Genomic DNA, 17,275 nt, shown 5'->3' with positions numbered 1-17,275 from the left:
CGCTGCCCACAGCACACCGCGAGGTAAAGGCATTGTCGGCATCGCCATTACCACCCTCGGGTTGCCTGAGCCGGTTGCCGCAAGGGATCTGCCTCACCCGTGACCGCATCGGGCGGGCGGCAGGCCGAAGGTCGGCACCTGCGATCCAGGGGAGGCGCGCGCATGCATGAGCTATTCGCGATTGTCGGGCTCAGTGCAGGCGCTGGCGCCTGCATTCTATTGGGCGCAATGGCGGCGCGGATGGAGCGTGTACGCCCGCATTGGCTGGAGCGCGAGTTCCGGCATTTTGTCATCGCCTTCGGCGGCGGCATTCTGCTAGGCGCCGTTGCCATGGTGCTGGTGCCCGAAGGGGTGGCGCATATGGCGGGGACGCCGTGGGCCTTGTCGGTCGTCATGGCCGGTGGCCTGGTCTTCTTTGGGCTGGAGCGGGCGCTCGGTCTGCGCCGCCGCGAGGCGCCGCAGCTGACCGGGATGATTCTGGACTATGTGCCGGAAGCCATCGCACTGGGGGCTTGGTGGCTACCGGATCGACCATGGCGCCCCTGCTGGCACTGTTGATCGGGTTGCAGAATCTGCCCGAGGGCTTCAACAGCTATCGCGAACTTGCCGCCCATGGTGGGCGGGCGCCCAAGACCATCCTGCGCACCATGGTGTGGCTCGTCCCCGTGGGGCCCTTGGCCGGACTGCTGGGCTTTGTCTTTCTGGCGGAACAGCCGGTGGTGATGGGCGCGATCATGCTCTTCGCCGCAGGTGGCATCCTCTATCTGCTGTTTCAGGACATCGCGCCGCAGTCGCGACTGGACAAGCATTGGGCGCCCCCGCTGGGCGCCGTCTTCGGCTTCTGCCTGGCGCTCGGCGGGGATCTGCTGCTCGGTCAGGGTTAATTTCGGCGCTGTGCGCCGCCTGCCAGCGTCGGAAGGGGCTGTGTCGGTGGATCAGCCTGTGGCGGCAGTCTGGACAGTCTGGGTGTAGAGCAGTCGCTCGGCATTCTCATCGCGCGCTGCGCGCCCGCACAGTTGCTCGACCAGTGCGAGGGCGAAAGCCATGGCCGTGGCGGGTCCGCGCGAGGTGGTGATGACACCGTCCACCACCACGGCCTCCTCGCGGAGTTCGGCTTCACCGTGCTGCAGGAAGCCCGGATAGCTGGTGGCTTGACGCCCTTGCAGGATGCCCGCGGCAACGAGCGCAATGGGGGCCGCGCAGATCGCGCCGATACGCCGACCGGCCGCGTGCTGTCGGCGTAGTAGCTCCACAACACGCGGGTCATCGCGCAGCCGCTCGGCTCCCTGCTTGCCACCGGGTAGTACGACAAGATCGTAATCGCGTCCCAACACGTCATCCAGACAGGCATCTGCCCTGAGCCGGACGCCGCGTGACGCCTCGATCTCGAGGCCGTCGAGCCCGGCGACCGTCACCGAGACCTCGGACCGACGCAGTACGTCGATGGTGGTGACCGCTTCGGTTTCCTCCGAGCCATCGGCAATCAGTACGAGTGCGTGGGGCATGACACCTCCTTGTCCGGGTAGTGATCGGCGCTTTCCGCATGAGCGGGACGAACACGCGCACGGTAGGAGAGGTGCAGGGGTGGCGTCCACCGGAGGCAACAGCGCCAAGCAAGGATACGTGACTCTATTCACCATCAATTCACATTTCTGCGCCAACATAGTGCATCCTGCACGCTGCAGGTGCACACACAACGTAGATAAGGAGTACACATGAAGGGATCCATGACCTCGGCCATCGCCATTCTTGGCGCTAGCCTCGCATCCGCCCCGGCTTTCGCTGCGACGGATTCCATTGGCCATATCGATGGCTATTACATCCCGAGCGCCGAAATCGAGCTTGGTGGCGGTGACGACGATGGCGATGGTTTTGGCGTGAAAGGCCGTGCCCAGTTTGCGGACCAGCTCTTCCTGACCGGCGAATACCAGGCCGTCGAGTACGACGACTCCGAACTGGAATTCGACCAACTGCGCGGTGGCGTGGGCTTCTTCGCCCCGCTGGGCCCGGATGTGCAGTGGAATGCGCGCGCTGAACTGGTTCGTGTCGAGCTTGACACCCCATTTGGCGAGTCGGATGACGAGACCGGCTTTGGCGTGCACGGTGGACTCGAGGCAATGCTAACGCCGCGCTTCTCGGTGCACGGCAGCATCGGCTATCTGTCGATTGACGACACCGACGGCCCGGAATTCCTGGTTGGCGGGCGCTTCATGGCCAGCCCGAACGTCTCGATCTTCGCGGACTATCGCATGAGCCGTTTCGAGGATGACGACACGGATGTGGACTTTGACGACATCCGCGTGGGTGCAGGTTTCCACTTCTAAAGCAGGAGCGCGCCGGCCCGAGGGCCGGCGATGTGGCATCACAAAGGCCCGGTGTTCCGCCGGGCCTTTTTGTTGGGCGCTGTCACAGCCATGAAGGCGGCAGAGGTGGCGCGCCGTGACAAGGGCACAATGCATTGCGATCGCGAACGCAATCATGCAACCGGGAGCCGGGATGACCAATCGAAGCATTCAGATGACGGAGGCGCTGCACGCCTACCTTCTCGCGCATTCCCTGCGCGAGGACGCTGTGCTGCAGGCGCTACGGGAAGAAACCGCGTCGCTGCCTGAGCGCAACATGCAAATCAGCCCCGAACAGGGGCAGTTCATGCAGCTTCTGCTGCGGCTGATGGGCGCGCGTCGCTGCCTGGAAGTCGGCACCTTCACCGGCTACAGCGCACTTGCAATGGCGCAGGTCTTGCCCGCCGACGGGGAAGTGGTGACCTGTGACTGCAGCGAGGAATGGACGCGTATCGCATCCCGATACTGGCAGCAGGCAGGCATGCAGCAACGCATTGTTCTCAAGCTGGGTACCGCAGCGGACAGTCTGGCGGCGTTGCTGGACGAAGGGCAGGGCGGTCGTTTCGACTTTGCCTTCATCGACGCAGATAAGGCCGGTTACGCCCACTACTACGAGTCCTGTCTCCAGTTGGTGCGCGCCGGCGGTTTGATCGCCATCGACAACACGCTCTGGGATGGACGCGTGGTCGATCCCGCCACGACCGATACCGCCACCGAAGCTATTCGGGCCTTCAATGCGGCCTTGCACGCCGACACCCGCGTGGACATCAGCATGGTGCCGATAGGCGATGGCCTGAGTCTTGCTCGCAAGCGTTAGCCTGCTGTCACTCGGGGCCAACGCGTGCCACGCTATCCTGCGCGCCGACGCCGAAGCGAGGTCCGGCGCCTACAACAACCAATCAGGGAGACTGCCGCATGAAACTGTTGACGACCCCGAAGGCGATCAGCCCCGCACGGGTGCATTTTTTTCTCGCCGAGAAAGGCATCGAGATCGAGCGCGAGGTGGTCAATCTCATGGAGGGCGAGCATCGCACCAGTGAATACCGCGCCACGGTGCCCAATGGCCGTGTGCCGGCCCTGCAACTGGACGACGGGACCGTGTTGTGCGAAACCACCGCCATCGCACGCTATATCGAAGAGGCGCTCCAGCCCGATCCCCCGCTCATGGGAAGCACGCCTTTGGAGCGCGCCCGGATCGAGATGTTCGATCGGATGATGGAGCTGGAATTGATGCTGCCGATGGCGATGACCTTCCGCCATACGCATCCCGCGATGAAGGCGCTGGAAGATCAGGTGCCCGAGTATGGTGAGAAGCAGCGGGCCGTTGCCGAACGCCGCCTCAAGCGCTTGGACAAGGAATTGGGCGAGCGTGAATACATCGCTGGAGAACAATTCACCATCGCGGATATCACCGCCTGGTGCAGTATCCGTTTCTTCCGCGCCGCCGGGTTTCGGATTGCCGATGAGCAGCGCCATCTTGCGGACTGGTTCCAGCGTGTCGGCAGTCGCCCTGCCGCCGAGGTGGCTTTTGCCGCTTGAGCCCAACCATCACCCCAGTCGGTCCAGCCGCCAATGAAAGCCCAGTTCCGCCAGATCTTCGCTCCCGTTCTCCGGCCCTTGGAGGAGGGGAATGGCGATTTCCGCTATCAACCGATGCATCGCACGATTCTGCTGGTGGTTGCAGGACTCTTCCTTCTGCTTTCGGCGGTCTCCGCCTACTTTTCGTTGTCGGCCGGCCTCACGGCAGGCCTGCTCGCTACCGTGGTCTTCCTGACCCTGTCCGCAACCTGCACCGTCGTAGGCTTGCTGGGCACGGATCGGGCCGTGGCGCGCCTATGGGGCAATCGCTAACCAGGCTTCGCGGTGCGGTGCTGCATGACGGGCTCGCCGGGCAATAGCCGGAAGCCACATCGTTTTCGTTGAGTCTTGCTTTGACGCACCATGCGGTATGACGCACTCGCACACGCATGTTTCGGAGCTTGTCGGTCGATACCGGGAGGATGACATGCAGCCACGAAGCCAGCGAACGGCGCTGCGCACAGTGCATTTGGTGGGCGCCGCGCTGATCGGAACCTATCTCTATCCCCCGTGGAGCGATGTCGCCTGGTTTGCGTTGCTGAACCAGGCGGTGGTGTTCCCAGGACTTGCCCTTTCGGGGCTCTGGATGTGGCTCGCGCCGTCTCGGCGCGGGAGGCAAGGCCCGTGATTGACGCCTGGATGCAGCATCCGAATGCCCATTTCCTGGCGCAGCCGTGGCTCGCTTCGCTCCAGCGCTGGACCCGACAGGAAGACGGCTTCCGGGTCCCCACGCTGGACGATACCGTGGCGGCGATGGATGCCGCCGGTGTTCAGACCGGCGTTCTTTCCGCATGGCACGGTCCACAGGGCGCGCTGATCAGCAACGAGGAAGTGGCGCAGTGTCTGGCGGCCCACCCCGACCGCTTCATCGGACTGGCCAGTGTGGATCTTTATCGACCGATGCAGGCGGTGCGGGAATTGCGTCGCTGTGTTACCGAGCTGGGCTTCAGTGGTCTGCGCATCGTGCCCTGGCTCTGGGGGCTGCCGCCGGACGATCGACGCTACTACCCGCTGTATGCGGAATGTGTAGCCCTGGGGGTGCCCTTCTGTACCCAGGTAGGCCATACCGGTCCCTTGCTCAGTTCGGAGCCCGGCCGACCCATCCCGCATCTAGAGCACGTGGCGCTGGATTTCCCGGAACTGACCATCGTTGGCGGGCATGTTGGCGCACCCTGGACGCAGGAGGTCATTTCCCTGGCCCACAAGTTCCCGAACGTTTATCTCGATACCTCGGCCTACAAGATGAAGCGATTGCCGCCGGATTTCGTGTCCTTCCTGCGCGATGGTGGGGCGCGCAAGGTGCTGTTCGGCTCCAACTATCCCATGCTGAGTCCTGCGGACTGTCTGGAAGGCTGGGAAGACCTGGCGCTGTCCGAGGCGGACGCGGCGCGCGTGCTGCGCGGCAATGCCGAAGCTGTTTTCGGTCTCTCGGGCGCTGTCTGACACGACGTGCCGGAGGCCTGCACGCAGGAACTCGTGCGTCCTGCCACTATCGCTGGAGGACAGGCCGTGGACAGGTCCATGCATCTGTAGCGGCAGGAACCAACAAGCACAAGAAGGAGGTCGATCATGACGTGGCTGCCTCGAATGGCCGCTTGGAGCGTCGCCTTCGCACTCGCAAGCGGCAGCGCCATCGCGCTGCAGGAGCCCGAATCGGCGCAAGCTGGAACCTGGGCGGGACTCACGGGGACGGTCACCACGGTCAAGGAGGATCGCTTCAAGATGGACTATGGCGACGGCACCATGACGGTAGGAGTCGCCGACTGGCAGACCTATAACAAGCAGTTCGAACTCGGAAAGGGCGACAAGGTGACGGTCTACGGACGGGTCGACAAAGGGCTGTACGAATCTGCCGCACTTGATGCCGCCAGCATTTTCGTCGAGGACCTGAACAGCTATTTCTATGCCAGCCCCACCGACGAGGAGGAGTTCGGTGGCTGGGCCATCCGCACCGACTATGAGCCGGGCGCGGTGGTCTATATCGGCAAGGTGGAGTCGGTGAACCGCGTCCAGGGCTTCTTCACCATCGATACCGGCAAGATGGAGCTGACGGTCGATACCACCAACATGCTGTACAACCCCCTCGACGAGGAGGGCTTTCAGCAGATCCAGGTCGGGGACCGGGTCTCCGTGGAAGGCGCCATCGATGATGACTTCTTCCAGGGCAGCGAGATGATTGCGGACTCGGTCGTGACACTGGAGTCATCCGGGAACTGACCCGCGGGCGTGGCCGGAGGCCCGCATGAAAAGTACTCCGGCCTGAGGCGTCGGCGCACCTATGTGCTGATCGTGCCGACGGCGCACACTGACGAAAGTGCTGAGCGCCGTCGCTGACGATGCGCCTCGGGCCGTTATGGCCCTGGATGGGCATGATCCCAGGCGCCTTCCGTTTCCTCACGCACCGGGCGCGTTGAATAGATGCATCGGGTGAACCGGTCTGGCGGGCTTGCTGCGCTTGAAGCACCCGCAGTCGCCGTCATCGGACCTATGTCATACGCTCCGCGCTATCGTGGTCTCTCAGGCATTTGGCTGATGCGCGGCCGTAAGTGGCGCGCGACACTAGAGACTGCCCTCGGTAATTGACTAAGGAAGGAAGCACTGTCATGACGCCCCGCTATTCCGGCATCAGCACGATCAATCACTGGCTGACCCTGATCCTGGTGACCGCCATGCTGGTTCTTGGCCTGATTGCGACCATCGCTCCCAACGACGATGCCGAAAGCTTCGTCATGTGGATGCATGTTTCGATCGGCTTTTTCGTCTTCTTCTTCGTGTTCTGGCGCGTGTTCTGGCGTTTGCGGGAGGGTTTTGTGGCGCCTGAGACCGAGCACCACTGGGAGAGCCGGCTGGCGTCTCTGGTGCACCGGCTGATGCTGCTGGCGCTGGTGCTGTTGGTGCTGACCGGGCCGCTCTACATCTTCACGGCGGGTTATCCGATCAACGTCTTTGGCTGGTTCGAGGTGGGCTTGCCGCTGGAATCGCTCTCCTTCCTGCACGAGCCGGCCGAGTCCATCCACGTCGTGACCGGCCTGTACGTACTGCCGACGCTGCTGGCCCTGCACATCCTGGGGGCCTTCAAGCACTACCTGGCACGGGGTCGCGGAGATTCCGCCAGCGGCCTGTAGGCGATATCAGCCGCGGCCGCTTCAGTCGGCGGCGGCCGCCTCATGGGGGGTGCGCGCCTGGATGGACAGGGCGTGGATATCGGTCTCCATCATGCTGCCCAGCGCGCCGTAGACGGCGCGGTGGCGCGCCAGCGCATTCATGCCCTCGAAGGCATGCGCGGTGATGTGCAGTCGGAAGTGGCCGCGGCCGGATTGGGCACCGGCGTGCCCTTTGTGCAGGTGCGATTCGTCCTCGATCTGCAGACTTTCCGGCTGCAGGGCGGCATGCAGCGCCGCTTCCATGCGCTGGATGCGCGCACGGTTGTCAGGATGATCCGTCATTCCGGCAGCACCCGGACGAAGGGGAAGACATCGACGCGTTCGAAGACGCCACCAGTCATGTACGGGTCCGTATCCGCCCAGGCGCGGGCATCGTCGATATTGTCGAAGGCGGCGATGACCACGCTGCCCGCGTAGCCGGCGGCGTCCGGGTCCACCGCATCCACTGCTGGACGCGGGCCGGCGGCCACCAGCCGGCCCTCAGCCTGCAGATGGCGCAGGTGCTCGAGGTGCTGCGGCCGGATCTTCTGGCGCAGGGCGCCGGAGTCGGCAACGTCATGACCGATGATGGTGTAGAGCAGTTGCCGGTTCATGACTGCGAGTCGTCTGATGTGCTGCGCTCGTGTTCGGCGGCGGTTTCCTGGAGATAGCGAATGAGAAAGGGCAGGGTGCTGGCGAGAAAGAGCATGGTCAGCACGCTATAGCCCCAGGTGCGGAAGTGCACCCAGACCGCTTCGGTCTGGAAGTAGACCAGGTACAGGTTAAGGGCCGCGATCGCGAGGAAGAACACCGCCCAGGCGGCATTCAGCTTGCGCCAGTTGGCATCGGGCATGACCAGCGTGTGCTGCGGAATACGTTGCAGGAGGACCTTGTCGCCAACGAAGTGGCTGCCGGCCAGCAGCAGCGCAAAGCAGCAGTAGACCAGGGAGGGCTTGAACTGGATGAAGACGGGGTCGCGCAGCACCAGGGTCAGGCTGCCGAAGACAGTGGCGATGGCGGCGGCAAAGGCATGCATCTTGTGCAGCCGCCGCTCGATGACGCCGTAGGCGATGACGACGCCGATCAGCGCCACGATCACCGCGGCGGTGGCGACATAGATGTCGTAAAGCACCCAGCCGAGAAAGAAGGCAACGGCGGGCACCAGGTCGAGAAGCTGTTTCATGCGTCCCAGTATAGCGCTCACACCCTGAGCCGCCGATGACCAACCGGCGTAGTATGCGCGCCGTCCGCCCGGGGGCGGTCATGGCATTTTCGAGGGCTTGGTTGTGGCGGAATTCATTGCGATCCATCCGGAAAACCCGCAGCCGCGCTTGATTGCGCGGGTCGTAGATCGCCTGCGCCAGGGCGCGGTCATCGTCTATCCGACGGATAGCTGCTATGCCCTGGGTTGCCATCTGGACGACAAGGCGGCGGCCGACCGTCTGCGCATGATCCGACAATTCGACAAGCACCATCTGTTCACGCTGGTGTGCCGCGACCTGTCCGATATCGCGCACTACGCGCGCGTCGACAATCGCCAGTACCGCATGCTCAAGGCCACCACGCCCGGTCCGACCACCTTCGTGTTGCAGGCCACCAAGCAGGCACCGCGCCGCCTGCAGCACGAGAAGCGCAAGACCATCGGTTTGCGCGTGCCCGATTCTCCCATCGTGCAGGCGATGCTGGGTCAGCTGGGCGATGCGATGTCCTCCTGCACCCTTGGCCTTCCGCCGGACGATGAACCGGTGTCGCATCCGGACGACGTGCGAGACCAGCTCGACAAGCTGGTCGATGTGGTGGTGGAGGGCGGCGATTGCGGCGTGGAGCCCACCACGGTCATCGACTGGAGCGGGGAGCTGCCCTTGATCGCTCGCCCCGGCAGGGGCGCGGCGGAGTGGGAAGAGCGGATCGTATAATCCCGCCATGGAATCCCTGACCCTCGTTCAGCAGCTTGCGGTGTGGGCACTGCCGGTCTTGCTCGCCGTGACCCTGCACGAGGCGGCGCACGGCTACGTGGCGCGCGCGCTGGGGGACAGCACCGCGGCCCAGCTCGGTCGACTGTCGCTGAATCCGCTGCGCCATATCGATCCGGTGGGTACGGTCCTGGTACCGGGGCTGCTGCTGGCGATGGGGGGCTTTCTGTTCGGCTGGGCCAAGCCGGTGCCGGTCAACCCGGCGCGATTGAAGCAGGGCCGACGCAGCATGGCGTGGGTGGCCGTGGCCGGCCCGCTGGCCAATCTGGCCATGGCCATCGGCTGGGCCATCCTTCTCAAGCTGCTGCTGGTGAGTGGTGCCGAGGGTGGCATGGCCACCGGCCTGCGCTACATGGCGCTGGCGGGCATGGCCATCAATATCCTGCTCATGGTGCTCAATCTGCTGCCGCTGCCCCCGCTGGATGGCTCGCGGGTGCTGGGCGGCTTTCTGCCGCCACAGCAGGCGCAGCTGCTGGATCGCATTGAACCCTATGGCCTCATCATCCTGTTGGCACTGCTGTTCACCGGCGTGCTTGGATTCATTCTCTGGCCGCTGTACGGCGCCGTGGACGGCGTCGTGCGTGGCCTCACGGGACTCGTTTCATGACGGACGCGGTATCCACAGACGCACGCCCGGTCGTGCTGTCGGGCATTCAGCCCTCGGGCAAGCTGACCATCGGCAACTACCTCGGCGCGCTCAAGAACTGGCTGGCGCTGCACGAGCAGTACGACACCCATTTCATGCTGGTCGATCTGCACTCGATCTCGGTGCGTCAGGCGCCGGCGGATCGGCTGGAGCGCTGCTACGAGTTCATCGCGCTGTACCTCGCCTGCGGCCTGAATCCGGAGCGCAATGTGCTGTTCGTGCAGTCGCACGTGCCGGCGCATTCGCAGCTGGCCTGGATTCTGAACTGCTACACCCAGTTCGGCGAGCTCAGCCGCATGACCCAGTTCAAGGACAAGTCGGCCAAGCACGCCGATAACGTCAATGCCGGTCTGTTCTGCTATCCGGTGCTGATGGCGGCTGACATCCTGCTCTACGGTGCCCATAAGGTGCCGGTGGGCGATGATCAGCGCCAGCATCTGGAGCTGACGCGCACCATTGCGCAGCGCTTCAACCGGGAGCACGGCGAGACCTTCGTCGTGCCCGAGACCATGACGCCCCCGATCGGCGCGCGCATCATGGGCCTGCAGACCCCGGAGGCGAAGATGTCGAAGTCCGAGGACGCCGAAACCAACGCCATCTACCTGCTCGACGAGCCCAAGCGCATCGAGCGCAAGATCAAGCGCGCGGTCACCGATATGGAGGGCAGTATCCGCTTCGATCAGGAGAACAAGCCGGGCGTCTCCAATCTGATGTCGATTCTGGCCGCCTGTACCGGTCAGAGCTTCGAGCAGATCAGCGCCGAGTTTGACGGCGGCGGCTATGGCCAGTTCAAGAAGGCGGTGGCGGATGCGGTGATCGCCACACTCGAGCCGGTGCAACAGCGCTACGCCGAGTGGCGCAACGACGAGGCGGCTCTGCGCGACATCCTGCGCGATGGCGCGCAGCGCGCCCAACGCCGTGCTCAGATCACGGTGGACCGCGTTCATGAAGCACTGGGTTTCATCCCGGCATGATCGACGACACGCCGGCAGCCGCTGATCCCGCCGGCGAGGCAGGCCCGCCTGGGGAGGCGGCAGCGCGCGTGCGCGTGCGCGGTGAGCCGCTGGCGCAATTGCCGGATGATCTCTACATTCCGCCGGATGCGCTGGAAGTCTTTCTGGAAGCCTTCGAAGGCCCACTCGATCTGCTGCTGTATCTTATCCGCCGTCAGAATCTCGACATCCGCGACATCCCCATCCTGCAGGTGACGCGCCAATACATGGAGTACATCGCGCTCATGCAGCGCATGCGGCTCGAACTGGCGGCCGAGTATCTGCTAATGGCCGCCTGGCTGGCCGAAATCAAGTCGCGCGTCCTGTTGCCACGCCCGGCGCCGGACGATCCGGAGGAAGAGGAAGACCCCCGCATGGCGCTGATCCAGCGACTGCAGGAGTACGAGCGCTTCAAGACGGCGGCCGAGACCATCGACCAGTTGCCGCGCATGGGGCGCGATCACATGGCGGGCCAGGCAAGGCCTACCGCGCAGCCGCCCGCCATGGCCCTGCCGGTGCCGACCCTGCGCGACCTGTTGGGGGCCTTGCAGGCCACGCTGGCGCGGGCGGAATTGCGCGGTGCGCATGAGGTGAAGCACGAGCCGCTGTCGATTCGCGAGCGCATGGGGCTGATCCTGGACCGGCTACGCGGTGTCGAGCGCATGCGCTTTGAAAGTCTGCTGGACCCGAGCGAGGGGCGTGACGGTGTCGTCGTCTCCACAATTGCCGTGCTCGAACTCTGCAAGAGTGCGCTCATCAGCGTCGAGCAGCACAAGCCCTTTGCGCCCATCTTTCTGCGCCCGCCCGCCAACAGCCAACACGCCACGGAGCCTTCATGAGCGACGACACGCCGGATTCCGTCCCGACGCCCGAAGAGGACGCCGTGGCCATGGCGACACCCGACAGCGATCTGGACAACATCCTCGAAGCCTTGCTGCTCGCCTCCGAGCAACCGCTGTCGCTGGACGCTTTGCAGCGCCTGCTGAGCGACGATGGTGCCGGCGACCGCAAGACGCTGCGCGCAGCGCTGGAGCGGCTGGCCACGCGCTATGAGGGGCGCGCGGTCGCGCTCGACGAGGTGGCCAGCGGCTGGCGGATCACGGTGCGTGATGCCTATGCGCCGTGGGTGCACCGACTGTGGCAGGAGAAGCCGCCCAAGCTGTCGCGTGCCCTGCTCGAGACGCTGGCGATCATCTGCTATCGGCAGCCAGTCACGCGCTCGGATATCGAGGACATCCGCGGCGTGACCGTGTCGAGCAACATTCTGCGCACGCTGATCGACCGCGGCTGGATTCGCGAGGCCGGGGTGCGCGAGGTGCCCGGGCGACCCAGCCTGCTGGTGACCACGCCACAGCTGCTCGACGACCTGGGGCTCAAGACCCTGGACGAGCTGCCGCCCCTTCCCGAAGTCAAAGACCCGGAGCAGTTGGAGGCGGCACTCGCACGGCTGGCGGAGAAGCGCGGCATTCGCTTGGATCAGGCGCAGGCCAATGCCGAGGATGACGGCGACGAAGCCGATTCCGATGCGCAGACCGAGCCCGCACCGGATGCGCAGGAGCGACCGGTGGCGCCCCCCATGCCCGATTCCGGAGGCCCGCATTGAAGCAGCGACTGCAGAAGGCATTGGCCGAGGCCGGTATCGCCTCGCGTCGCGAAGCCGACCAGTGGATTGTCGAAGGCCGCGTCACGGTCAATGGCGAAGTCGCCCGGCCCGGCACGCAGGTGGGCCCCGATGACCAGGTGCGCGTGGATGGGCGGGCGATCCGCAAGCCGCGCAATGCAAAGGCAGAGCCCGTCCGCGTGCTGCTCTACAAAAAGCGTGCTGGCGAGTTGGTCACCGCCTCCGACCCGGAGGGGCGTCGCACGGTCTTCCGCAAGTTGCCCAAGCTGGACTCCGGGCGCTGGATTGCGGTGGGTCGCCTCGATATCAACACCTCGGGCCTGCTGCTACTGACCAACCATGGCGAGCTGGCCAGCCGCCTCATGCATCCCCGATACGAGCTGGCGCGGCATTACGCCGTGCGCGTGCACGGCCCGGTCGACGAAGCCATGTGCGAACGGCTGCGCGCCGGCGTTGAGCTGGACGATGGCCCTGCGCGTTTCGATAGTCTGCACGCGGTGGCCGCACCGCCGGGCGAGACCGGCAGCAGCAATCAGTGGTTCGAGGTCACCGTGCATGAAGGGCGCAATCGCCTCGTGCGGCGGCTCTGGGCTTCGCAGGACTGCGAAGTCGCGCGCCTGATCCGGGTGGGCTATGGACCGATTGCATTGGGTCGCGGCATTCGCTCGTCGAGCTACCGCGAAGCCACCGCTGACGAGATCAAGGCGCTGATGCGGGCGGTGGATCTGACGCCCAGTGCACCTGCGAAGCGACCTGCGCGCGGTGGGCCGCGTCGGGGGCCAGCAGGGCGCTGAGCACTTCTGCCAGTACCTCCGGCAACGGATAGGATTCCGCCGGATGGCCGGGATAGCCGAGCAGGCGCATGGTGGTGCGCATCGGCCCGGGATCGAAAGTGTGCAGGCGGATGCCGGGGTTCTCCAGCGCCCAGCCCGCCACCATGGCGCGCAACGCCGCCTTGCTCACGCCGAAGGCGCCATGAAAGGCGGCCGGCGTATGCGCACAGTCACAGTCCACGAAGACGGCGCAGCCATCCTCCGCGGCCTGCAGGTGGGGAAGGGCGGCGCGGGTCAGCGCCCAGGGTGCGGTGACATTCGCCGCCAGCGTGTTGGCCCAGTCCGAGGACGGTACATCGCTCATGGCGCGGAAGTCCTGCCAATGCGCGGCGGCATGCACCAGGCTGTCCAGGCGGCCCAGTTCCTCGACCACGCGCGTGATGCAGTCGTGCATATCGCGGTCGCTGGCGCCGGAAAGGTCCATCGGATAGATCGCGGGCTCCGGCGCCCCCGGCAGCGCGGTGATGGCGTCGAAACAGGCTTCCAGCTTGCTGATAGTACGGCCGAGCAGCACCACCGTGGCGCCGGCACGGGCACAACGCAGCGCGGTGGCGCGGCCGAGGCCCGCGCCGGCGCCGGTGACGAGAACGACGCGGTCGCGCAGCGCCTCAGCGGGAAGGGGCATCAAGGATGCGGGCGTCATGGGCTTTGTGGGAGGTGTCATCAGTCGCAAAGTGGGTACGGTCGCGGGTACAGACCAGCCAGGTGCCGCCAATGATGGCGGGCGCAAGCAGCAGGCCGCCGGCGCCGGGCAGGATCAGCAGCAGATAGACCAGTAGCGAGAAACTCAGCACGGCGGCCCAGTGCCGGCCCAGCCAGGCGCGCTTGTGGGCACTGCTCCAGCCACGTCGGGTCATGGGGTAATCGAGAAAATCCACGGACAGCGTGAAGCCGATCAGCACCCAGCTCAGCACAGTGCCGATCGGCGGCATGAAGCTGACCACCAGCACTACCAGCAGCAGAAGCAGCTTGAGGGCAAAGAGCCGAAAGCCAATGGCGATGGAGCGCAGAGTGCGCGTCGTCCACGCATCGCCGGTGTCATCCAGTTGTGCGCCGAGCACGCGCTCGGTGCGCTCGGACAGCCAGTCGAACAACGGGGCGCACAGCGCCAGCAGCAGTTGCACGATGACGATGCCGGCGAGCAGCGCCGCCGCCAGCGTGAAGGCCATGATGATGACCAGCAGCGATCCGGCCGTTCCGGTGGCCGCGGCCATGCTCAGCGAGAGCACGGACCAGATCAGCCCGAGTACGACCGGCAACGCGGCGGGCGCCCAGAGGCTGCGTTCGGTCAGCAGCAGCCGCGCGCCCACCAGGGGAGCGCGCAGGGCGTCGAGGGCATCACGCGCAGCCCCCATTCAGCTTGCCGAGCGCATGGGGTCGATGAGCAACTCCGCGGGCGCGTGGCAGACGCGATCCGCGCCCCAGCCGGTGATGGGGGGCGCTTCTTCGATATAGCCCCAGGAGACCGCGACATTGGGCATGCGCGCGGCGCGGGCGGCAGTGATGTCGCGTGGGTCATCGCCCACATAGAGACAGTCTGCGGGCGCCAGCGCGATGCGCTCGCAGGCCAGCAGCAGCGGATCGGGGGCAGGCTTGGGTTGTGCGGCGTCGTCACCGGCGATCAGTACCGCGCTGCGCTGGGCCCAGCCCAGTGCTTCCACCAGAGGTTCGGCATAGGCGCGAGGCTTGTTGGTGACGATGCCCCAGCGCAGACCCGATTGCTCCAGCGTGCCGAGCAATTCGCTGACGCCTTCAAAGGGCTGCGAACGCGCGACGAAACCGTTGCCGTAGTGCTGCAGGAAGCGCGCACGCAGGCCCGCAAAGCGGTGATCGTCGGCATCCACGCCGTAGGAGCGCAGCACTAGGCCGCGCGCACCCTGGGAGCAGACCGGCCGCAGCTGGCTGAAAGGTAGTGCCTCCAGGCCATCCTCGATGCGCATGGCATTGATCGCGCCGGCCAGTTCCGGGGCGGTATCGGCCAGCGTGCCGTCCAGGTCGAAGAGCAGGCAGTGCGGGCTCATTGCGGCGCGCGGGCGTGGATGAAGTAGTTGATCGAGACATCATCGGTCATGCGCGCGGTCTTCAACAGCGGGTTGTAGTGCATGCCGCGCGTTTCGCAGAGCTGGAGCCCTGCTTGCCGGATCCACGCGCTGAGTTCGGAGGGGCGGATTAGCTTGGCGTAGTCGTGTGTGCCCTTCGGGATCAATCCGAGGACCTGCTCGGCGGCGACGATGGCCAAGGCAAAGGCCTTGGGCGTGCGATTGATGGTGCTGAACACCAGATCGCCGCCGGGCCGCACGAGCTGGGCGCAGGCGCGCACGATGGATTCCGGGTCCGGGACGTGCTCGAGCATCTCCAGGCAGCACACGAGGTCGTAGTGGCCCGGGCGTTCTTCGGCCAGGGCTTCGGCACTAATGGTCTGGTATTCGATGTCGCGATCCTGGGCCGTTGCATGGCTGCGCGCGGCCGCGATGGCTTCCTCGGCCAGGTCGATACCAGTAACGTCGGCGCCGGATTCTTGCAGCGCTTCGCTCAGGATGCCGGCACCGCAGCCGATGTCCAGGACGCGCAGCCCGTCGAGGCCGCCGGCGCGCTGCGCGATATAGCGCAGCCGAAGCGGATTGATCTGGTGCAGTGCGGCCATCGGGCCACGCGGGTCCCACCATTCGGCGGCAATGGCGTCGAAGCGGCCCAGTTCGGAGGCGTCAGCGTTGCTCATGAGGCTCTCGGGTGTCGTTCGGTGGCGTAAGGGCGCAGGCGGTGCTGCCAGGCGTTGGCACGTGCGATGGCCGATTCGGCATCGACGCTGAGCAGCTGGCGCTGGCGCATCAGCGGCTGGCCCGCAACGAAATTATCGGTGATCTGGTGACGCGACGCGCAGTAGACGATCTGCGCGATCGGATCGTAGACCGGCTGCGTGCTGACATCGGAGAGGTCGATGGCAATGAAATCCGCCGCCTTGCCCACTTCCAGCGAGCCGATTTCCGCATCCATGCCTAGCGCGCGGGCGCCGTTGATGGTCGCCATGCTGAGGGCGCGCGCCGCCGCCACCGCGGAGGGGCGTCCTGCCACCGCCTTGGCCAGCATTGCCGCGGTGCGCATTTCATCGAGCAGGTCGAGATCGTTGTTGCTGGCTGCGCCATCGGTGCCAAGAGCAACGTTGACGCCCGCCTCCATCAGCTGGGCAACAGGACAGAAGCCACTGGCGAGCTTGAGGTTGGATTGTGGGCAGTGCACGACGTGCACGCCGTTGCGCGCCACCTTGTCGATCTCCTCGGCGGTGAGCTGCGTCATATGCACCGCCATGAAGTCGCTGTCGAGCAGGTCCAGGCCGTCCAGGCGGGCCAGCGGACGCTCCCCGGTGGTCGCCAGTCCGCCCTGGATTTCATCGGCAGTCTCATGCACGTGCATGTGCACGCCCAGGCCCAGTTCCTTGGCATAGGCGCGCATCTTGCGCAGCGGTGCGTCGGAAACGGTGTAGGGACCGTGGGGTGCGAACATCGGCTTCAGCCGCTGATGACCGCGCAGCTGATCGTGCACCGCCAATGCCTTGTGCAGGTAGTCGTCCGCGTCCTGGGCGTAAGGGGTGGGGAAATCGATCAGGATCAGACCGATTGCGGCGCGCAGCCCGGCTTCCTCGACCACGGCTGCGCCGGTCTCCGGAAAGAAATACATGTCGGCAAAGCAGGTCTGGCCACCGCGGATGAATTCGGCGCAGGCCAGCCGCATGCCGTCGCTCACATAGTCATCGCTGACCGCGTCAGACTCCGCCGGCCAGATGTGCTGGTTGAGCCACTGCATCAGGGGCAGATCGTCGGCCAGACCGCGCATCAGCGTCATCGCGGCGTGGGTATGCGCATTGATGAGCCCCGGCAGGAGGGCGTGGTCGGGCAGGGTGATGGTCTGCTCGGCGCTGTACAGGCGCGCAGCCTCCTCGTTGGGGAGGATGGCTTCGATGCGCCCGTCGCGCACGGCCAGGCTGTGGGCCTCGAGCACCATCCCCTCGGGCTGTACCGGGATGAGCCAGCGGGGTTGCACGAGAAGATCGATGCGTTGCATGGGGCGTTCCAGCGAATCCCTTGAATCCGCGCGTAGAATGCCGGTTTGTGGCGTGACATGTGCGCGCGCCCTCACTCGACCTTGGACG

The 17,275-nt window shown here is 65.4% G+C and carries 25 protein-coding genes; 16 read left to right on the top strand and 9 right to left on the bottom strand.

All coding sequences use genetic code 11. The annotated features are described in order from the left end of the window. The first annotated feature begins 162 nt into the window (after window positions 1-162). Both ACOOFO_RS10785 and ACOOFO_RS10780 read left to right on the top strand, forming a co-directional pair. On the top strand, window positions 163-558 hold the full coding sequence (locus ACOOFO_RS10785) for a ZIP family metal transporter (RefSeq protein WP_420426776.1): 396 nt from the start codon (window positions 163-165) through the stop codon (window positions 556-558). Next, window positions 534-884, top strand: coding sequence for a hypothetical protein (locus ACOOFO_RS10780; RefSeq protein WP_420426775.1), 351 nt, complete (start codon window positions 534-536; stop codon window positions 882-884). The genes ACOOFO_RS10785 and ACOOFO_RS10780 overlap by 25 nt, the downstream gene beginning before the upstream one ends. 51 nt (window positions 885-935) lie before the next feature. Here the strand turns inward: ACOOFO_RS10780 and ACOOFO_RS10775 are convergent, their stop codons facing one another. Then, on the bottom strand, window positions 936-1,505 hold the full coding sequence (locus ACOOFO_RS10775; protein ID WP_420426774.1) for a DJ-1 family glyoxalase III: 570 nt from the start codon (window positions 1,503-1,505) through the stop codon (window positions 936-938). A gap of 210 nt (window positions 1,506-1,715) precedes the next feature. Here ACOOFO_RS10775 and ACOOFO_RS10770 point away from each other — a divergent pair, with 210 nt between their 5' ends. The 8 genes from ACOOFO_RS10770 (at window position 1,716) to ACOOFO_RS10735 (ending at window position 7,045) form a co-directional block, all read left to right on the top strand. Further along, window positions 1,716-2,324, top strand: coding sequence for an outer membrane beta-barrel protein (locus ACOOFO_RS10770; RefSeq protein ID WP_420426773.1), 609 nt, complete (start codon window positions 1,716-1,718; stop codon window positions 2,322-2,324). Window positions 2,325-2,496: 172 nt separating this feature from the next. Next, entirely contained in the window at window positions 2,497-3,159 is a 663-nt protein-coding gene (locus ACOOFO_RS10765) for a class I SAM-dependent methyltransferase (protein WP_420426772.1), read from the top strand. Between the two features lie 98 nt (window positions 3,160-3,257). After that, on the top strand, window positions 3,258-3,881 hold the full coding sequence (locus ACOOFO_RS10760) for a glutathione S-transferase family protein (protein WP_420426771.1): 624 nt from the start codon (window positions 3,258-3,260) through the stop codon (window positions 3,879-3,881). Window positions 3,882-3,914: 33 nt separating this feature from the next. After that, on the top strand, window positions 3,915-4,193 hold the full coding sequence (locus tag ACOOFO_RS10755) for a hypothetical protein (RefSeq protein WP_420426770.1): 279 nt from the start codon (window positions 3,915-3,917) through the stop codon (window positions 4,191-4,193). A gap of 154 nt (window positions 4,194-4,347) precedes the next feature. After that, window positions 4,348-4,548 (top strand): hypothetical protein, encoded by a 201-nt coding sequence (locus ACOOFO_RS10750; protein ID WP_420426769.1) that lies wholly within the window; start codon window positions 4,348-4,350, stop codon window positions 4,546-4,548. 11 nt (window positions 4,549-4,559) lie between these two features. Further along, entirely contained in the window at window positions 4,560-5,363 is an 804-nt protein-coding gene (locus ACOOFO_RS10745; RefSeq protein ID WP_420429740.1) for an amidohydrolase family protein, read from the top strand. A gap of 126 nt (window positions 5,364-5,489) precedes the next feature. Beyond that, window positions 5,490-6,137 (top strand): OB-fold nucleic acid binding domain-containing protein, encoded by a 648-nt coding sequence (locus ACOOFO_RS10740; protein WP_420426768.1) that lies wholly within the window; start codon window positions 5,490-5,492, stop codon window positions 6,135-6,137. A gap of 386 nt (window positions 6,138-6,523) precedes the next feature. Then, the gene (locus ACOOFO_RS10735; protein WP_420426767.1) at window positions 6,524-7,045 is read left to right on the top strand and encodes a cytochrome b; all 522 of its coding nucleotides are present in this window, start codon (window positions 6,524-6,526) and stop codon (window positions 7,043-7,045) included. A gap of 21 nt (window positions 7,046-7,066) precedes the next feature. Here ACOOFO_RS10735 and ACOOFO_RS10730 read toward each other — a convergent pair whose 3' ends face one another. From ACOOFO_RS10730 to ACOOFO_RS10720, 3 genes are read right to left on the bottom strand one after another with little or no spacing between them, the layout of a single operon-like run. Then, a complete protein-coding gene (locus ACOOFO_RS10730) occupies window positions 7,067-7,366 on the bottom strand; it encodes a BolA family protein (protein WP_420426766.1) in 300 nt (99 codons plus the stop codon). Continuing rightward, window positions 7,363-7,677, bottom strand: coding sequence for a YciI family protein (locus ACOOFO_RS10725; RefSeq protein ID WP_420426765.1), 315 nt, complete (start codon window positions 7,675-7,677; stop codon window positions 7,363-7,365). The genes ACOOFO_RS10730 and ACOOFO_RS10725 overlap by 4 nt, the downstream gene beginning before the upstream one ends. Further along, on the bottom strand, window positions 7,674-8,246 hold the full coding sequence (locus tag ACOOFO_RS10720; RefSeq protein WP_420426764.1) for an inner membrane-spanning protein YciB: 573 nt from the start codon (window positions 8,244-8,246) through the stop codon (window positions 7,674-7,676). Before ACOOFO_RS10720 ends, ACOOFO_RS10725 begins: the two co-directional genes overlap by 4 nt. Before the next feature lie 103 nt (window positions 8,247-8,349). Between ACOOFO_RS10720 and ACOOFO_RS10715 the strand changes: the two genes are divergently transcribed. From ACOOFO_RS10715 to ACOOFO_RS10690, 6 genes are read left to right on the top strand one after another with little or no spacing between them, the layout of a single operon-like run. Beyond that, window positions 8,350-8,979 (top strand): L-threonylcarbamoyladenylate synthase, encoded by a 630-nt coding sequence (locus tag ACOOFO_RS10715; protein WP_420426763.1) that lies wholly within the window; start codon window positions 8,350-8,352, stop codon window positions 8,977-8,979. 7 nt (window positions 8,980-8,986) lie between these two features. Then, window positions 8,987-9,643, top strand: coding sequence for a site-2 protease family protein (locus tag ACOOFO_RS10710; RefSeq protein ID WP_420426762.1), 657 nt, complete (start codon window positions 8,987-8,989; stop codon window positions 9,641-9,643). Beyond that, entirely contained in the window at window positions 9,640-10,656 is a 1,017-nt protein-coding gene (gene trpS, locus ACOOFO_RS10705) for a tryptophan--tRNA ligase (protein ID WP_420426761.1), read from the top strand. The genes ACOOFO_RS10710 and trpS overlap by 4 nt, the downstream gene beginning before the upstream one ends. After that, entirely contained in the window at window positions 10,653-11,513 is an 861-nt protein-coding gene (locus tag ACOOFO_RS10700; RefSeq protein ID WP_420426760.1) for a segregation and condensation protein A, read from the top strand. The genes trpS and ACOOFO_RS10700 overlap by 4 nt, the downstream gene beginning before the upstream one ends. Continuing rightward, the gene (gene scpB, locus ACOOFO_RS10695; RefSeq protein WP_420426759.1) at window positions 11,510-12,277 is read left to right on the top strand and encodes an SMC-Scp complex subunit ScpB; all 768 of its coding nucleotides are present in this window, start codon (window positions 11,510-11,512) and stop codon (window positions 12,275-12,277) included. The genes ACOOFO_RS10700 and scpB overlap by 4 nt, the downstream gene beginning before the upstream one ends. Further along, window positions 12,274-13,089, top strand: coding sequence for a pseudouridine synthase (locus ACOOFO_RS10690; protein WP_420426758.1), 816 nt, complete (start codon window positions 12,274-12,276; stop codon window positions 13,087-13,089). The genes scpB and ACOOFO_RS10690 overlap by 4 nt, the downstream gene beginning before the upstream one ends. On the opposite strand, the gene ACOOFO_RS10685 is transcribed toward ACOOFO_RS10690, so the two are convergent. Genes ACOOFO_RS10685 through ACOOFO_RS10665 form a run of 5 tightly spaced genes read right to left on the bottom strand, consistent with a single transcriptional unit; the run spans window position 12,995 to window position 17,187 of the window. Further along, window positions 12,995-13,753 carry an SDR family NAD(P)-dependent oxidoreductase gene (locus tag ACOOFO_RS10685; protein WP_420426757.1) on the bottom strand — a complete coding sequence of 253 codons (759 nt, stop codon included), beginning with the start codon at window positions 13,751-13,753 and terminating at the stop codon, window positions 12,995-12,997. The two genes, ACOOFO_RS10690 and ACOOFO_RS10685, sit on opposite strands and share 95 nt — an antisense overlap. Continuing rightward, window positions 13,737-14,483, bottom strand: a complete 747-nt coding sequence (locus ACOOFO_RS10680; protein WP_420426756.1) for an EI24 domain-containing protein — start codon at window positions 14,481-14,483, stop codon at window positions 13,737-13,739. The genes ACOOFO_RS10685 and ACOOFO_RS10680 overlap by 17 nt, the downstream gene beginning before the upstream one ends. Further along, a complete protein-coding gene (gene gph, locus ACOOFO_RS10675) occupies window positions 14,484-15,149 on the bottom strand; it encodes a phosphoglycolate phosphatase (RefSeq protein WP_420426755.1) in 666 nt (221 codons plus the stop codon). Further along, on the bottom strand, window positions 15,146-15,847 hold the full coding sequence (gene ubiG / locus ACOOFO_RS10670) for a bifunctional 2-polyprenyl-6-hydroxyphenol methylase/3-demethylubiquinol 3-O-methyltransferase UbiG (RefSeq protein ID WP_420426754.1): 702 nt from the start codon (window positions 15,845-15,847) through the stop codon (window positions 15,146-15,148). The genes gph and ubiG overlap by 4 nt, the downstream gene beginning before the upstream one ends. Continuing rightward, a complete protein-coding gene (locus ACOOFO_RS10665) occupies window positions 15,844-17,187 on the bottom strand; it encodes a TRZ/ATZ family hydrolase (protein ID WP_420426753.1) in 1,344 nt (447 codons plus the stop codon). Before ACOOFO_RS10665 ends, ubiG begins: the two co-directional genes overlap by 4 nt. Between the last annotated feature and the right edge of the window lie 88 nt (window positions 17,188-17,275).

The organism is Algiphilus sp., from assembly GCF_965216485.1.
Lineage (GTDB): Bacteria > Pseudomonadota > Gammaproteobacteria > Nevskiales > Nevskiaceae > Algiphilus.
This window is presented reverse-complemented; position numbering and strand designations above follow the sequence as displayed.

What these genes read in the sequence shown, in the direction of transcription:
- ACOOFO_RS10700 (WP_420426760.1), top strand. Translation starts at nt 10,653, where the DNA reads ATGATCGACGACACGCCGGCAGCCGCTGATCCCGCCGGCGAGGCAGGC.
- ACOOFO_RS10765 (WP_420426772.1), top strand. Translation starts at nt 2,497, where the DNA reads ATGACCAATCGAAGCATTCAGATGACGGAGGCGCTGCACGCCTACCTT.
- gph (WP_420426755.1), bottom strand. Translation starts at nt 15,149, where the DNA reads ATGAGCCCGCACTGCCTGCTCTTCGACCTGGACGGCACGCTGGCCGAT.
- ACOOFO_RS10770 (WP_420426773.1), top strand. Translation starts at nt 1,716, where the DNA reads ATGAAGGGATCCATGACCTCGGCCATCGCCATTCTTGGCGCTAGCCTC.
- ACOOFO_RS10720 (WP_420426764.1), bottom strand. Translation starts at nt 8,246, where the DNA reads ATGAAACAGCTTCTCGACCTGGTGCCCGCCGTTGCCTTCTTTCTCGGC.
- trpS (WP_420426761.1), top strand. Translation starts at nt 9,640, where the DNA reads ATGACGGACGCGGTATCCACAGACGCACGCCCGGTCGTGCTGTCGGGC.
- ACOOFO_RS10785 (WP_420426776.1), top strand. Translation starts at nt 163, where the DNA reads ATGCATGAGCTATTCGCGATTGTCGGGCTCAGTGCAGGCGCTGGCGCC.
- ACOOFO_RS10680 (WP_420426756.1), bottom strand. Translation starts at nt 14,483, where the DNA reads ATGGGGGCTGCGCGTGATGCCCTCGACGCCCTGCGCGCTCCCCTGGTG.
- ACOOFO_RS10710 (WP_420426762.1), top strand. Translation starts at nt 8,987, where the DNA reads ATGGAATCCCTGACCCTCGTTCAGCAGCTTGCGGTGTGGGCACTGCCG.
- ACOOFO_RS10755 (WP_420426770.1), top strand. Translation starts at nt 3,915, where the DNA reads ATGAAAGCCCAGTTCCGCCAGATCTTCGCTCCCGTTCTCCGGCCCTTG.
- ACOOFO_RS10750 (WP_420426769.1), top strand. Translation starts at nt 4,348, where the DNA reads ATGCAGCCACGAAGCCAGCGAACGGCGCTGCGCACAGTGCATTTGGTG.
- ACOOFO_RS10775 (WP_420426774.1), bottom strand. Translation starts at nt 1,505, where the DNA reads ATGCCCCACGCACTCGTACTGATTGCCGATGGCTCGGAGGAAACCGAA.
- ACOOFO_RS10665 (WP_420426753.1), bottom strand. Translation starts at nt 17,187, where the DNA reads ATGCAACGCATCGATCTTCTCGTGCAACCCCGCTGGCTCATCCCGGTA.
- ACOOFO_RS10685 (WP_420426757.1), bottom strand. Translation starts at nt 13,753, where the DNA reads ATGCCCCTTCCCGCTGAGGCGCTGCGCGACCGCGTCGTTCTCGTCACC.
- ACOOFO_RS10735 (WP_420426767.1), top strand. Translation starts at nt 6,524, where the DNA reads ATGACGCCCCGCTATTCCGGCATCAGCACGATCAATCACTGGCTGACC.
- scpB (WP_420426759.1), top strand. Translation starts at nt 11,510, where the DNA reads ATGAGCGACGACACGCCGGATTCCGTCCCGACGCCCGAAGAGGACGCC.
- ACOOFO_RS10740 (WP_420426768.1), top strand. Translation starts at nt 5,490, where the DNA reads ATGACGTGGCTGCCTCGAATGGCCGCTTGGAGCGTCGCCTTCGCACTC.
- ACOOFO_RS10760 (WP_420426771.1), top strand. Translation starts at nt 3,258, where the DNA reads ATGAAACTGTTGACGACCCCGAAGGCGATCAGCCCCGCACGGGTGCAT.
- ACOOFO_RS10725 (WP_420426765.1), bottom strand. Translation starts at nt 7,677, where the DNA reads ATGAACCGGCAACTGCTCTACACCATCATCGGTCATGACGTTGCCGAC.
- ubiG (WP_420426754.1), bottom strand. Translation starts at nt 15,847, where the DNA reads ATGAGCAACGCTGACGCCTCCGAACTGGGCCGCTTCGACGCCATTGCC.
- ACOOFO_RS10780 (WP_420426775.1), top strand. Translation starts at nt 534, where the DNA reads ATGGCGCCCCTGCTGGCACTGTTGATCGGGTTGCAGAATCTGCCCGAG.
- ACOOFO_RS10730 (WP_420426766.1), bottom strand. Translation starts at nt 7,366, where the DNA reads ATGACGGATCATCCTGACAACCGTGCGCGCATCCAGCGCATGGAAGCG.
- ACOOFO_RS10745 (WP_420429740.1), top strand. Translation starts at nt 4,560, where the DNA reads ATGCAGCATCCGAATGCCCATTTCCTGGCGCAGCCGTGGCTCGCTTCG.